General features: G+C 43.7%; 7 protein-coding genes. 1 reads left to right on the top strand and 6 read right to left on the bottom strand.

Translation table 11 applies throughout. The features are described 5' to 3' along the window. Nucleotides 1-283: 283 nt before the first annotated feature. From BUA59_RS22025 to BUA59_RS22005, 5 genes are all read right to left on the bottom strand, one after another. Entirely contained in the window at nt 284-1,495 is a 1,212-nt protein-coding gene (locus tag BUA59_RS22025; RefSeq protein ID WP_084122648.1) for a beta-barrel domain-containing protein, read from the bottom strand. Continuing rightward, nucleotides 1,485-3,662 (bottom strand): ATP-binding cassette domain-containing protein, encoded by a 2,178-nt coding sequence (locus BUA59_RS22020; RefSeq protein WP_072842159.1) that lies wholly within the window; start codon nt 3,660-3,662, stop codon nt 1,485-1,487. Before BUA59_RS22020 ends, BUA59_RS22025 begins: the two co-directional genes overlap by 11 nt. A 23-nt stretch (nt 3,663-3,685) precedes the next feature. After that, nucleotides 3,686-4,987: a TolC family protein gene (locus BUA59_RS22015; RefSeq protein ID WP_072842157.1), complete on the bottom strand. Its 1,302-nt coding sequence runs from the start codon at nt 4,985-4,987 to the stop codon at nt 3,686-3,688. After that, on the bottom strand, nt 4,984-7,113 hold the full coding sequence (locus BUA59_RS22010) for a sulfotransferase family protein (protein ID WP_072842155.1): 2,130 nt from the start codon (nt 7,111-7,113) through the stop codon (nt 4,984-4,986). The genes BUA59_RS22015 and BUA59_RS22010 overlap by 4 nt, the downstream gene beginning before the upstream one ends. A gap of 84 nt (nt 7,114-7,197) precedes the next feature. Beyond that, nucleotides 7,198-14,970, bottom strand: coding sequence for a beta strand repeat-containing protein (locus BUA59_RS22005; protein WP_139248947.1), 7,773 nt, complete (start codon nt 14,968-14,970; stop codon nt 7,198-7,200). A gap of 146 nt (nt 14,971-15,116) precedes the next feature. On the opposite strand from BUA59_RS22005, the gene BUA59_RS22000 reads away from it, so the two are divergent. Next, nucleotides 15,117-16,232 (top strand): helix-turn-helix transcriptional regulator, encoded by a 1,116-nt coding sequence (locus tag BUA59_RS22000; RefSeq protein WP_072842151.1) that lies wholly within the window; start codon nt 15,117-15,119, stop codon nt 16,230-16,232. Between the two features lie 106 nt (nt 16,233-16,338). Here BUA59_RS22000 and BUA59_RS21995 read toward each other — a convergent pair. Beyond that, nucleotides 16,339-16,630 (bottom strand): transposase (locus tag BUA59_RS21995; RefSeq protein WP_139248839.1); only part of this gene is annotated, 292 nt, incomplete at its 5' end.

The raw sequence follows: 16,630 nt of genomic DNA, 5'->3' as shown, positions 1-16,630 counted from the left end.
TTGACGGCCTAAAGGCCGACCTACTGGTGATTTGGTTTTGTGTGGCCGAGATTTTGACGGCCTGAAGGCCGACCTACAGGTGATTGGTTTGGTGTGGCCGAGATTTTGACGGCCTAAAGGACGACCTACAGGTGATTTGGTTTTTTGTAGGTCGTGATTCATGGTTTTTGTAGGTCGTGCTTTAGCGCGTCAAGGTCTTTGGTTTGATGTTATCGGGCTTTTGACGGCCTAAAGGCCTACCTACAGGTGATTTGGTTTTGGTTTGATCTGGTTTAGGTCGAATTTATTTTTCCCCAAATGCTTGGCTGAGCGTTTTGCGTAGGGGTTTGAGTAGGTAGTCCATTAGGGTGCGTTTATCCGTTTTGATGGAGACTTGTGCTGTCATGCCTGGCAGCATTTCAATCTGACGACCGATGGTTGTGGTTATGGGTTGTTGCAGTGGGATGACGTGTACACGATAGTAAATTTCTTCTCCTTTTGAGCTTTCTTCTTTTAGCGTATCTGCGCTGACGTAAACGACTTTGGCTTCTACGCCGCCGTAGATAGTGTAGTCAAAAGGGTCGAGGCGGATATTCGCCAGTAGGCCTGGTTTTACTCTAGCGATGTCTTGTGGGCGTATTTTTGCTTCCACAAGCAGTTCATCGTCAATCGGAATGATTTGCATAATTTCTTCACCCGCTCGCAGTACACCACCAACCGTGGTTACGCTGACGTTTTTTACTATGCCTGGTACTTTGGCAATAAAGACGCTGTCTTGAAGTTCTTGTTGTTTTCTCGCTAAGATTTGTTCACTTTGCCCTAGGTCATCTTCGACTTTTGCGAGTTCTGCGCTGGCTTCTTCTAAAAATTGGTTCTTACGGTTAATAAGTTTCGCTTCTGCCGCATTTAGCGCTTCTCTTGCTTTGAGCATTTCACTGCTGCTAACGTCACCAGACGCTTGCAGGTGCTTAACAATGTCTTGTTCTTCTTGTGCCAGTGACACGGATACTTGTAGAGTTCGGAGCTCTTCTTTTATACCAGTTTTACGCTGTTCAAAAAGTGCTTTTTCCACTTGCGCTATGTCTTGATAACGGCTGAGCATATCTTGGGGAAAAGTAAGTTTTTTATCCCCAAGAATTTCCGCACGTAAGCGAATGGCTTTGGCTTTTAAAGCAAACACACGGGATTCAATTTCCCCTACCGAGGCGCTTAGACGAGTTTGATCAAGCTGACCGAGGATTTGTCCGGCTTGGACTCGATCCCCTTCGCGGACATTGAGTTCCGATATCACGCCGCCATCAACGGATTGAATTAACTGAACTCGACTACTGGCAATTACTTCCCCTTGGGCTTGTGCGACTTCATCAATGTAGAAATATTCTGCCCAAACCACAAACGCCACAAGAGCAATAAGGATTGGCCAAACAATAAGTGAGCGCTTTTTCTTATGATAACCAAACACTTCAAAATCACCTTGAGCGTTTTCACTAGGTTGTAAGGAGGTATTAGATAGCATTGAAGCCTCGCTTGATTCGGGTTTGTGTCGCTGTCGGCGCGGTCGGTTTTGTATTATTCATCATGGCAGGAAAGACAGCAGCAGGTGCACCGTCACGGGTGACTTTACCTTGTTGCATAACGAGTACTCGATTAGCAATATGTGCCGCGAGCATGGGACGATGCGTCGACACAACAAGAATATCGTCAGGTTTGATATGCTTTTCCAGCACTTCCCAAACGCGTTTTTCAGTATCTGCGTCTAACGATGCTGTTGGTTCGTCCAACAGCCAAACCGTTGGTTTGGTTGTAATAGTGCGTGATAAGGCAACCAATTGACGCTGCCCACCAGACAAGCCTTCACCGCCTTCTGCTATGTCTAACTCCATACCTTTGGGGTTACTCTGGGCGATAACATCGACACCCAGTTCACTCGCCACTTGCATCATTTCGGTATCACTTACTGTGCCAGATAACGTCAGATTGCTTTTTAAGGTGCCTTTGAACAAATGCACATTTTGAGGCAAGTAGCTGACATGTGAAGTCACAAACTGTGGATCTATTTCCCATAAATCTAACGCACCCAGTTTAATCCGCCCTTCTGATGGTCGATATAAGCCTGCCAGTACTTTGAGCAGGGTAGATTTTCCGCAACCAATCGGTCCCACCAATAGCACGCGATCACCGGCATTGAAGGTAAGTTGTTCTATGTCCAAGTGTTTCACTGGCGAATCGCCATAGACAAAACGAACTTGTTCAGCAGACACAGAACCAATCGTCTGTTCGCCAACCAAAAGATGCTGAGAAGGTTTACGTTCTAAATCCAACGCAAGCAATTGATCCACCATGGTCAAAGATTGCGAAACCGACTGCCATTGCACTAGGTATTGCACGCCTTGTGCCACCGGATTGATCACTCGTCCGCCTAAAATACTGCAGGCAATCATGCCGCCCATCGTCAAATTGCCCGCTTCAATTTGGAATACACCAACCACTACCGCAGAGACATAAGCAATAGTCGATAAGCTGCCAGTTGTTGCTGTGCTAATTTGACTGATGGCTTTCTGGTGCACTTGATAACCGGCCAAAGAGCGAGTTATTTGCTCCCACTCGTTAGAAAAACGCCAACCAGCATTGTTGGCTCGTATAGTTTCTGCCCCTCGGATTACGTCGATTAACAAACCCTGCCGTTCATTAGAGCGCAGAATTTGTTTTTTGATTAAAGTTCTTAGGCGGATCTGAGTGACCACGCCCAAGAGTATTGCTAAGGGGAATAGCAATGCGTACACCCAACTTACAACACCGCCAATAACAGCAATAAAGGCGATGAACATAAGGGCAAAAGGTAAATCTATCAGGCCAAATACGATGCCTGAGGTGAAAAATTGTCGAACAGATTCCAGTCCATTTACTTGGGCGTTGAGAGTGCCAAAACTATTCGGTTGTTTATCTAGACGAAGATGAAGCAGATGATGAAACACTTGTTTAGACAAGCGCATGTCCACATCCGCAGCTAGGCTATCCAATACTTTGGCGCGAATGCCTTTAAGCATCCAATCAAGCAGGACAATACCCAGCATGCCTACCACCAAGGTCGCCAAGGTTGAATAGGCTAACGTCGGCACCACTCGATCATAAACTTGCAAGGCAAATAGCGACGTCGCAATAGCAAGTAAATTGATAACGACGGTCGCCGCCAAAACATTACCGAGCCAGAGTTTGTCTTGAAACAAGGCGCTCAGGATCAATTTTCGAGCAGTCGGAAAGTCTTGATCTTTATTGTCTTCCAAGTGATTTGGCTTGGCGCGTTGTAACCAGAGCACCAAAGATTCAACCAACTCTTCACTGGACACAGCTTGCGCTGGCAAGCCTTCGCCTTGTTCAAGTAATACACTGTCCGCTTGCTCGCCATTTTTAGCCAACCACCATTGCCCATCATATTGCACCAGTGCTGGTAGCTGTCTGCGATCAAAACGACGCCACGCAATCATGCCGCCTTTTACACCTTTGATATTCAAGCCATGCAAAATTGCTTTAATTTGCTCCAATAACGGCAATGCCAAAACATCCGCTCGTTCTAACGCCACGCTAACATCACCAAATGAGACACCAAGCCCCATATTTTTAAATAAACTGTGTAAAGCCGCACTTGTCAGTCTGCTTTCTTGTTCGGTTGGTTTATCACTCATCTAAGACCCCTTTTAATACTGCGTCATTGGATGACTAAATTGGAGAACGGCACGGCATCTAGGCCGCCAGTTAATGCCACTAAGCTTAGTAAGTTGATTAATAAACTGTTTTCCGCTCTGGCCTGAGATAGCTTTTGTTCTGTCATTTCCCTCTGTACATTCAATACATCGAGCCATTCCTTTCGGCCACTTTGGTATTGTCGTAAATAAGACGCCAAAGTGGCACTTAGCGTATCAATAGAAGACTGATGAATTTCAATCAATGACTGTTGGGTTTTACGGTTTAACAGCAGAGTATTAAGTCGATTTTTAAGATCAAATTGCGTCACTTCCACATCCCGCTGAGCAGCATGAAGCTGTGATGCTGCCGATTGTTCTTGATACATGGTTATCAAACCTAAGCCTTCCAAAGAGCCTTCCATCACTAAGGCAACACGAGATTCATCTGGATAGGTGGCGCTGTCGCTGTATTCATGAGAAAACTTCACATACAAGGTGGGCATGAAATTAGAACGTTTGCGGTTTACATCTTTTAGCGCAAGATCCACCAGCTGTTCCTTGTATTGCACCTCGGCACTTTGCTTCAGTACTTTGTCTCGAATCGCAACATCGTCCGATAGGTGTTGATATAAATCGGTCGAAATAGGATCGACTGATTCAATAGGCAATTGCGTTAATGTTTGCAGAACCATCAAGGCGTCTCTTAAATCTCCTTGAGTTTGAATTTCCTGAGCTTGCGCTTGAGTCAGCCGAGATGCGGCTAATTGGGTGTCTGTTTCTGATGCCAAGCGCCCCAATTTCCTGCGCTCAATTTGTTCTACAAACCCCTGATATTGCACAATATTTTGCTTAATAATTCGCAGCTGCTCTTGCACTCCGATCACTTTGGCATAAGCAATAGCGGTGTCTTCCAAAAGTTTTCGGGTTAATCTCAGCTTATCAATAGATTCTGCTGTTACGTCAATATTGGCGTAATCAATACCCGCATCGATACGTCCAAATGCCCATAAAGGCTGCTTTAAGATGAAGGCCCCTTCTTGGTTGTCATCTCTATCTTCACCGTAGGAGACATTCAAGTTTGGATAGCGTTCTGCTTGCGCACTTTTAAGTAAAAACTCTTTTGATTCGATCTGAGCTTGCTTGCCAAGCAGCGCGGGATGTCGCTCTAGCATGGCGTTTAGCGCTTTTGCAAAACTCGTACTGCCATCACTTTCACTAAATGCAGCTGAAGAAAATGCCATCACCAAGAGTCCAAGCAGCATTCTTATAAGCGGTACTTTTATAAGCAATGAAGCTTTTACAATCGACAAAACAAAATGTCTCATTTTGCCTCCATATCGCATTGAAAATGAGTCGCTGGAAACTGTTTTGAAGACGATTCCTGAGACATCAAAAGCTGCACTGCTTTGGTTAAATTTTGCTGCCATTGCTGACGTTTCCAAGGCGCTAGATCTATCGCTTTGTTAAGATATTCAACGCCCATAGCGAGTAAATTATTACGTAGGTAAATTTCACCAAGCAAGTACAATGCAGGCGCAAAATCAGGTAAATGATGTAAGAGTACCTTGCATTGGTATTCGGCTTCTTGATAAGCACCTTGCTGATAATATTCATAAGCGTTCGACAGCATATTTGGCTCTGGCAAGGTAATCATGTCGTGAACAGGTGCGGGGGATTTCTTACTCATGGCTCGCAATAACAAAGACAATTCTTGTTTATAAGTTGACCATTTTATAGAGGCATCATCAGGCGCATATTGTGCGACCCTTGTTACCGCTTGCTCTATATTTTTTGGCACGGGCACATCAAGAAAGTCAAACAATCGAGATGCAACAATATTGCCTTTTGAAGTGAGTTCTTCAAACGATACTTCAAATATTGAAGCTGCGAATAAGCTTTTCCAATGTGTCATTAAGGTGTTGTATTGCACCAACTGTTGCCCCACCAGATATGGCACCGTCGTGGACGCATTATCGTCGGAAGTCATAGACTGGCTTAGATGCGGCTTTAGCCAATGGGCTACACGAGAAGACAAGGCGAGCGCTCTTGGATCACGGCGAACCGATATAATTTTGGCGTTAGGAAGGACGCTTTTTATCAGACCGATATGACAAATGTTGTGGATACACTTGTCTATCACCACAGACGCATTCGGGGCTTTGCGGTCATAAAGTGATTGCAGCCCCTGCGCCATTTCAGTCAAGTGCTGCAAACTCAAGGTATCAACGATATCTGGGTAAGATCGATTAGAACCTTTTTTTCTATTCTGGAGGTTTAAACCTTCCACCAGCATAGAAAAGTGGGAAGAAACGCCAAGCGAAGCCACTTGCTCGCTGCAAAGCAGTAGTTGTTCGACAAGGGATAATCCAGAAAACGGCACGCCAATGATAAAAACTGGCTGTAAGTCATTTAGCGATTCATCTTGCGGCTCTATAGAAGTAAATCGTGTTGATATAAAATCACGATTAAAACGCGCTCTGATTCGAGCGCTATCTTTAAAATCCACCAAGGGAAGAACGCCGACACCTTGCTCAAAAGCCCAGCGCTCATTGTGATTAAAAATCCGAGCATCGTACTGCGTTTGATAATATTGCCCATCAAGCATTCGATTTTGATCATAAGCAAAAATAGCTAATTGACGATAAAATTCAGCCTCGTCTGAATACTGATTGGCCGCATTTAATAGCGCCGCTTCGGCAACAAACGGTTTCCCATGTAAAAAGAGGCATTCTGCATAAAAAAGCACATTGTCTCGGTAATAATCGCTCTCTCCCAAGCACCCGTTTAACCAGGCTTCCGCCTCTGCGAACTTGCTTTCCAACACCCAACATTCTAAACGTACCGAGCCTAGTTGGCGGATTAAGCTCTCACGCCGTTGTTCTGTGTAGGTTTCTTGCAATTCAGTGAATTGCGCTTCGGCTTGCGCTAAATGCGACCAAACCAGATCAAGAGAGTCGGTTACATCTGAGCATAATAATTCACTATTGTCGGATTGGTTGGCCAATAACAACAAGCAAAGGTTCAGCCATATTTCTACTTTGCTAGGGTCATGTTGAAGAGATTCCGTGTATAACTTATAAGCGCCACGACTATCGTCTTGCATTAATCGGCAGTAGGCTTTTCTCGCCAAATTAAGCGCATTAGATGGATCTTGTTGCAGCAAACGATCCAAACTGAGTTCTGCTGTGCAGTAATCGGACATGGCGATATACACAGCGCTCACATCTTGCTGTTCGAGCAAAGAAAGCGACTCAGATACAGCCGTTCCTAATACACGAGAAAGTATGCTTTGTGCTGTTTCAAGCTCGTTCAAATGCGCACAAGATAAGGCAAAGAGAATTTGTACAGGTCGAAAATCCGCCTGCATAAGCTGTTCACGGCAGGCTTGCTGCAGTGCTAAATATTCTTGCTGCTCCGCCATTTCGCGAAGTAACGCCAGTTTAGAATCCATAAATGATCACACCAAAGAAAGGCTTAACCCAACACTCTTCCATGAGTATTGTCATTAAGCCCCACTTTGATCACTCCTTGTCGTCTAAACTTCTGGCGTTTCAGTGGCGATAACTTGGGATAGAATTAAACCCGCATCTGGGTTTGACGCCCAAGTATTTTCCCATAGGTCTACACTCTCGGCTGCGATACTAAATTCACCCTCACTGTTTAATACCACGTCATCAGAGTCAGTAGACCAAGTAATATTGTCAAAAGTGTCTGCCGAGAAACTGGTAATCGTAGTGTCGCTGACCAAGGTAATTCTGTCATCGTCGCCAAGATTATTGGCAAAGGTCCATTGTTCACCGTCATTCAGCGTCAGGCTAGAGCCATCTCCTACATTGATATATATGTCATAGGTTATATTGGCCGAGAAGGATTGATCATCAACATCGGTTGAATCCCCTGTAGTCAGGTCAAACACCACGGTTTCCGCCACAACAATACCTACATTGTTAACACTCACGTTACCCGCAAGATCCGTTACTATCATGTAGTAGGTTCCGCCTTCAAGACCGTCTGTCGAGACGCTGGTTTCGACGCCTGCCGTCACCTCTGTGCTGTTCCAGTAAGACGTATCTGCGTTCAATATGGTATCGAACAATCCGTCATACCATTGGTCTACGTCGGACAAAAAGTCCGAAGCAAACAGACTGCTGTTGACCAAATACGCAAAACCGTCTTCGTTGCTTTCTACCGGAATATCACCGTCCGAGTACACTATCGATTGGTTGGCTAAGGTGCCATCCGCGTTGAATTTTTGCGAATACACATCTGTAACAGCTTCGGAGCCTTCATAGGTATCACCGATCCATGTCACTATGTATTCCCCTCCACTTAACTCAATGATAGAAGGCGTTCTATCATAAGAACCATAAGGATCTGCTTCTAATAAAACCGTATCCCCTATTGGCTCACCATCAACGTTGTAGAGCTGAACACTCACACCATAACCACTTAAATTAGTTTGGTTCCAAGCAACAACAAAAGCCCCTTCGTCTCCGACAGATTCAACAGTGAATCTAGGGTTACTATCGACAGGAATATCAACATCCTCAAGATCCGTAATAGAACCATCTCCATTCACGAATTTTGCAAAATAGCTCCGCTCATCGGAATTAAGAGTATTACGACCAATAAGCACATAGCTTCCTTGATCACCTACCGCCAAAATGTCTGAAACACGCGTGTCAACAAGCGCTGTGTCACTGATCGATTCGAACGGAATAATCACATCTCCATCCAAGGTACCGTCTGGATTAATCGTTTGCAGGTAAGTAATTTTCGAACCAGCCTCATCCGTAGAGTCTCTTTCAGACCAAACAACAACAACTTTATCGCCACCGATCAAAACTGTGTCAGAGCGAGATGAATGGAATTTTTTATCTAACGCACCTGTGGCAACAACAAAACTTTCACCTTGATACTCGCCTTCAGAAGTAAATATCTGCGCATATAAAGTAGGGTACCGACCAGCATCGTCATAAGTATAAGCAGAAGAAATAACAATATAAGAATCTGTATCACTAAATACTGCCACTCCCTCAAACTCTACATATGAATTTGGGTTATCTTTACTAATTGGCATAGACTCACCAATTGCTACCCCTAATGCTGAATACAACTGAACTTCATGCTTGCTGACGACAACAAAGCTTCCATCTTCACCAACGGATCTAACATTAAGTTGTCGTTCATCTTCAGTATCATCCGGGCTAGTTATTTCACTAATAACGTCACCATCAGCACTCATTAACGTAGCTGTTAACATTCTGACGCTTTGATCCTCGTCGTAGTAATTGTCTGTCACAACAAAGTTGCCTTCGCTGCCAACTGAAATAATAAATGGATCGTTAAATTGCCCGTAATAGCCCACATAGTTAGTTAGACTTTGAAGGTCACCAACCGCGCCATTTTCATCAATAATTTGGTAGTAGTAATCCGAAGTGTCAGTTTCTTCGTCGTATTGCTCCCACGTCACCACAAAAGAGCCAGTATCTGCCAACGGAATTGCATCCATCAAATTAAGATATTCCGTAATACTTTCGTGCTCTATTCTCATGTAGTCTGATGTAGGTTCGCCATTTGCACCCAACATTTGCACCACCAACTGTGAATTAAACTCCTCAGAGTCTACATTCAAATACCACATAGATACGTATGTTCCAGTGTCACCAAGCTGAATGGTTTTTTGGTAATCCAAACTCGCAACCGTTGTGTCACCTAGGCCACCATCCAATTTATCAAAGCCAGAGTCTTCAATAATATCGTCATAAGGGGAGCCACTGTTTGCATAAACGACATCATAAGGGCTGTCTTCATCCGTAATAATGACCTGATCATTGGTCGCAATGGCACTCACTTCACCCGTTGATCTAATTTGACGGACTTGGATATCGCCTACTGCATATTCCTCGCCGTACTCTAAATCAATAAAATGGCCATCTAAATCATCCCAAACAGCATCAGTAAACGTTTCTCCGCCGTCCATTGAATAACGCCAGCTAACCGTACCTTCTGAAAGAAGAAAAGGGATAGCAAAGTCAATATACTCATCCTCTCTGTAATCAAGAAGCATTTCTGATTCATTGCCAGCAGCGTCGTACTCATAACAAACAAAGACACTTGCAGGGAATGTTTCTCCTTCATTCAAGAGAATGTAAGCCCCTGTACCATGCAGCCATGTTTCACCACTATCGAGTGAATATTCGTATGCCACGGAATCATCGGACAGAAATACATTTAATGAGTTTTCATTGGTCACACCATCACTATCAGATAACCCAGTATCTTCAAATAATTCGAAGCTTGGCGCCTCATAAGCATCACCAGTCACAACCTGCTGGTCATAAGCTAGTTCAACCTTGTTTCCAGCGAGATCCTCTTGTCTTACTACAATAGAGTCTGCCGGGTATGTGGTATTGGGCTCCAACACAATGCTTTCAACTTCACTTTCAGCCCAACTAGCACCGCCATCCAAAGAATATTCCCAATGAACAACATCTTCCTCTACGGTAAAGAAGAGTGTATTGCCAGTGACCTCTAATGCTGGTTGTAAATGTACATCTGTAACAATTTCACTATCGCTGCTGAAGATCGCACTTTCGTTTTCATCTGCATCAAACTGTTTAACCTGAATACTACCAACGGCATACGTTGTATCGGCTTCTAGCTCAAAACTGCTTCCAGCTCCATCAACCCAAGTCGCTCCGCTATCCAAGCTATAGACCCAACTGGCAGCATTCACATCCAACGTGACATTAACTGTTAGATCGTTGGTTATATTATCGCTGTCAGATAGGCCCGTATCTTCTGCTAATTGCACTGTTGGGGCAGGCAGAGAATCAGAAACGAACTGCACTTCATTGCTGGCTGCCGCGCTAATATTACCGGCAATATCTATTTGACGAACTTGAATTTGACCAATTTCATAGGTTTGCAATCCGCCCATTTCAAAACTGGTGCCAGAACCTTCTGTCCATGTAGCACCGCTGTCTAACGAGTATTCCCAGCTAGCTGCCTCTGCGTCTAAGGTCACATCAATGGTGGTGTCGCTAGTGATAAAGTCATTATCAGAATCTCCCGTGTCAGCATGCAGAACAAAACTCGGTGCATCAAGTGGCATTGTGTCGGTGACGATAGTCGTCGAATTAGAGCCTACAGCACTAAGGTTACCAGCTAGATCTGTTTGACGAACTTGGATAGAACCTTCTTCATAGACTTGATTCTCGTTAAGTTCAAAACTACTGCCGCTACCTTCTAGCCAAGTACTGCCAGAATCTAAACTGTATTCCCAGCTTTGGGTATTTGACTCGCCATTACTGCCAAAATTCACCACAACTTCATTGGTAATGCCATCTGAACCATCTATTCCAGAATCAGTATTTAACGATAAGGTCGGCGTAATTGCGGTAGTGTCTATTTCAATAGCCGCTTCGTTAGTGCCTGAAACACTAGCATTGCCAGCAGCATCTATTTGTTGAACCTGAATATCTCCGATCGAGTAAGAGGTGTTAGCGGCTAGTTCAAAGCTGGTTCCAGTGCCGGTTTGCCAAGTTATGCCGGCGTCAGTGCTGTATTGCCAAGCAACTGCGTCTTCAGATAACACAACATTCACAACCGAATCATTGGTAATATTGTCCGTATTGATAGCACCAGAGTCGCTGTTTAAGCTAAATGAAGGTGCATCAAGTGGTAGAGTGTCAGTAATAATCTCGCTGCTATTTTGGTATGTTGCACTCACGTTTCCAGCTAAATCGGTTTGTTTAACTTGAATTGAACCTGCGACATAAGTGGTATTTGCAGCAAGTTCAAAACTTGCACCTTCGCCATCCAACCATGTTGAGCCGCTGTCTAAGCTGTATTGCCAAGTTGCTACATCATCGGCAAGATCTACGTTTACGGTGAGATCATTGGTAATACCGTCCGTATCAGAACTTCCCGTATCGGTGTTTAGGCTAAATTCAGGTGCACCGACTAGAGAATCAACAATCACTGTGTTGTCATTCGATGCGTAGGCGCTGACGTTTCCTTCAGCATCGGTTTGAGTTACAAGGATTTGTCCTACGTCGTAGGTGGTATTGTCTGCTAGATCAAAATTGGTCGTTGAAATGTCTTGATCATCAGACCAAGTTATACCGCCATCTAAACTGTAGTTCCAGCTAACCGCCCCTTCAGCACCTTCCAGCAAGGTGACATTCATAGTCGCAGACGAAGTAATTGAATCGTCAGCTGCAATCCCTGTATCGGAAGCCAATTCAAAACTTGGCGGATCTATCGCCACATCCGTTTCTAAAGATTCATTCGCTACGACATCACTGACGTTGCCTGCTATATCAGTTTGACGAACTTGAATAGCATTGGCGTCATAAGCCGTTAATGGTGCTAAGCTAAAGCGCTCTCCGGAGCCCTCATTCCAAGTTTCTCCGCCATCTAAACTGTATTCCCATGACGCAACGTCGTCTGCTAATGTCACGGTCACTGTCGTGCTAGTCAGATCATTTGAGGTCAGTGAGAAGCTCAGTGTAGGAGCAGAAACCACACTATCTAGAGTAATAATTTGATCATTTGAATCGACGACACTGACATTGCCTGCGGCATCATATTGTCTAATTTGCAGATCACCAGCTTGATAAGCGGTATTGTCTGCTAATGCAAAGCTGGTAACCGAAGCAGCTTGTGATGCAGACCACGTTTCGCCACCATCCAGACTGTATTGCCAGCTCACCGCATCGTCGGCTAAGGCAACATCAACTGTAGTATTGTTAGTAATGCCATCTTCGTCACTTGCGCCCGTGTCGTTTCTCAATGACGCACTGGGTGCATCTGGTGCGATTAAGTCTGTCGTAATCGCAGTGGTATTCGATTTTATCTCACTGACATTGCCAGCCACATCGGTTTGACGAACCTGAATACTACCAACGGCATAAGTTTGATTTTCGTTAAGTTCGAAGTTTGTACCTGAGCCTGTCACCCAATTCGCACCGCTGTCTACACTGTATTCCCAGCTCGCCACATCGTTGACTAATTTAACTCGATAAGTAGTGTCACTGGTAATGCCATCTGTTTTGTTTTGACCGCTATCTTCTGCAAGGAAAGTTACTGGAGCTGAAACCGTGTTGTCCGTTACGACTTTAGAAGAGAGCGTGGCGATTTCTTCATTGCCTTGCGTATCAATCTGCTTTACTTGAATAGTATCGGCTTGGTAGGTTTTGTTAGCGGCCAGTTCGAATGTTGTGCCAGTTCCATCCTTCCACGTCGAACCGCCATCTAGGCTGTATTGCCATGATGCCAGATCCACGCCATCATCAAAGGTAACGGACACAGTTGAACTATTGGTAATACCATCACTGTTACTTGTTCCTGTATCCTCAATACTCAAATCAGGCGCTAAGGTTTCAAGTGTTTCAATGGCCGAAGTATTACTGGTAACGTTGCTTTCATTACCTGCTTTATCAATCTGCTTAACCTGAATATCACCAACATTGTAAGTAGTACTGCCTTTAAGCTCGAAGCTTGAACCAGATGTACGAGTGATCCAAGTCGAACCGCCATCCAAAGAATATTGCCAATTGGTAACAGCATCGGCCAGAGTCACATCGACCGTGGTGTCACTAGTAATGCCATCAACATCAGAATCACCAGTATCTTGATGTAATTCAAAAGTAGGTGCATCTGGTGCGATCGTATCTACTTTAATCGTAGTGGAAGATTCGACATTATTTACAGTGACAACAACATCATAATTACCATCTCCGTCAGCTTGGAACCAGCTCGCGGTAATAGGTACATAAGCATAACCACTTTCAATATCGTCAGACTTAACAGTATAGGTTGTCGTGTTTTCCCCTACGGTTAAAGTAACGACTGTATCAGCAGACAAACCTTTAATTTTGACCTCAATGGTGGAAACGATAACCTCTGCGTTTATTACCTTAATGACATCGCCATCGGCATTTACCAATACCGGCACACTACTAAAATTAAAGCTTGATGTTATAGCATTGTCCCGACCCGTTGGACCATCATTAAAGGTTTCCAGACCTTTGGTTAAAATATCGGCCACTTCAGAGGTGAGCTTTAAGTCAGCACTGGTATCGCTATTCGCCTCTTTCAATGAGCTGGCGATGGTAGCAATCGTTTCTGCAGCACTGGCATTGCCTGCGTCCGAATCGGCACCGGACAAAATTGCCAAGGCTTGACCATATTTAAGAGCTGCTGCATCTGCAGAGCTAGTATCTTCAGTTACTACAGCTGGTTTATCTAAAATATTATCTAGGCCAAATAAAGTCGCTACCTTTCCATTCATTGCTACATTATCAGTGGTCACGGCACGATTATCTGACGTTACACCTGCTAGCTGTGTTGCCAGTTCTGTCAGAGGCGTGACACTGATAGCTTTGTCACTTGCGCCATCAGTGGTCGTCATAGCACGTAAAGACGTACCTAAGCTTTTTGCTTCACCTGTTGTTTCGTCGGTGTAATCTGTGTCTGTGCCGTTTATGTCGCTTATCTCAACTAACATCGGTCCTGAGTAACTGCCGGTATATACATAATCACCTGTTGAGTAATCATGTTGTGCAGAGCTAATTAAATTACCTGATGCATCATATAAATCAATTTGTACGGTAGAAAAGAAAATACCAGCAGCACTGGAGATTGTTGTCGATGACGTCGATGCAGATCCGCCGCCAGAACTAGAACCACCAGAACTAGAACTGCCAGCCATTCCCAAAGCCCCCAAACCCAGAGCGGCTGCATACCAACCCCATCCCATTTCACCCGCGGCACCTTGACTGCCTGATGATGGATCTTCATTGTGCTCTTGTGCTAAAACGCCCACCGAACCATTTTGTACAGGAACACCTTCCTGAGGACGCATGTCGGAAGGAATCGACATGTCAATTTTGGGCTGAGTGTCATTGGCTAAATCAGTCGTTTGGTTACTGGTCTCATCATTCAGTGTGATTGTTGTTCCTGTCTCGGCGCTCCAAATAGGCTCCTCAACCAATACATCTGACTCCATTCCAGCCAAGGCAATATCCGATAAAATAATACCTGTATCATCAAATGATGCCTCTCTCGCTTCATCAAAGTACTCTTCAATTACCAGTAAAACTTCACCGTCTCGCACTATCAATAAATGATCTTCATCTTGTTGCAACACCACATTTTCAGGGTATTTTCCCGTCTGTGAATCGATCAGCGAATAAACACTGCCAAACTTAGCAGTAACGCTGTTTGCATTACCCAATTCCAAACAATGTGACTGGCTATTTGTGGTCTTTTCAACAATATAAATTAAGCTTGACATCATGACGCCCCTGTAAAGAAACAATAAAGATTGAGCAGTTCTATCCAATATATTTGCAATATAGAAGGCGATTGAGATTGCGTCATACCTCATATGAGGTATATTTCTAGAAAAAGTGAAAAATATTAATGCTTTTGGAAGAACGATAAATGAATTCAGCAAAATTATTAGAACTAATAGATTCTATTTATGAGCGTGGGTTTGATCATCAAGATTGGAATATTGTTTTAGAGAAACTCTGTCATCTTTTACATGCCAATAGCGCTGGACTTTTCTTCATTAATTTCCGTCAACAAACATTCAGAGTCCTTGGAGATCATGGCTTTCCCGAAAGCTTTATTTCGTCTTATCAACTTGGGTTAGGAGCAGAAGACAAAACCGCCACGGTCATGATGGCTCTTCCGGACGGTGCGGTTCATGGGGCCATTGATCATAAGGTATCAAAACTAGAGCATCCTGTTTTTTATGAGAAAATATTATTGCCACATAACGTAGGCTATATAGGTGCACTAAACATTTGTAATAACGACCGCTATTTTGTTGGTATTGGCATACATAGAGGAATGGATCAAACTCAATTCAATGATGATGAATTAAGCTACTTAAAACGGCTTTACCCACACTTTAGGAGAGTCTTTGATTTTTCCGATATTTTAGAGCAATTAAAAGAAAAAGAAGATGTGTTCATGTCTGCCTTATCAAGAATTCCAATTGGCATCATCATCATCATTAACTCAAAATTAGAAGTGACCTACAACAATGAACTAGCCACGGTATTAAGCAAAAAAGACCTTGGCTTAAAAATAGAAAACAACCATTTGAAATTAGATAAGCTAGCAGATCAGCGTTTGCTAAAAAGCAGCCTAATAAAGTTATTAAATAATGAAATCACACATAAAACCTTACAGATAAAAAGTGACTTTCAAATCAGCCCTCTCACCTTAATGGCTAGGAATGTGGAGTCATCAGGCAAACCTATCAACTTTCATCAAGATCAAATCATTTTATATATATCCTATCCTGAGCTTTGCTCATTCTCGAATGCTGACTCATTACAAGCAGTATACAAACTCACTGTAGCAGAGGCACATCTCGCACTATCGTTAACCAATGGTTTAACCTTACAAAATATCGCCGAAGATAAAAATATAAGTGTACAAACCGTGCGCAGCCAATTGAAATCCGTTTTTAACAAAATGAATGTAAACTCACAAACAGACCTTGTACGTCATATACTGACAAGCGCTTTAAACTTAACAAGATAAAACTATTTTTTATGCTTTTTGACGGTCTGAAGGCCGACCTACAGGTGATTTAGTATTGTTGATTTTTTGTAGATACCATCTCTCCTAATCAGCCTCAAGTTTTTATTTAACTAACTTGAGGCTGATATTCTGTTTGATTCTTAACAACACCAAAACATATTTGTGACAACTTTCTCATCGCTGCACCTAGCGCCTGCATTTTTGTTTTGCCTTGTTTTAGTAATCTCGTTTTCTGCGCTTTTATATCGGTATTATGTTGCCCAGCTACGATTGCGGCCATATACAACTTCGCTCTGATATAGCCTGGCCCTTCCTTACTCAAGGTTGTTTTTCCTGCCCGTTTACCAGATTCGTTGTGCTTGGGGATCAAGCCTAAATAAGAAGCCAGCTGTTTCGCG

It is taken from the genome of Marinomonas polaris DSM 16579, assembly GCF_900129155.1.
Classification (GTDB): domain Bacteria; phylum Pseudomonadota; class Gammaproteobacteria; order Pseudomonadales; family Marinomonadaceae; genus Marinomonas; species Marinomonas polaris.
The sequence above is the reverse complement of the archived record's forward strand: the minus strand, read 5'-3'. Positions and strand labels throughout refer to the sequence as shown.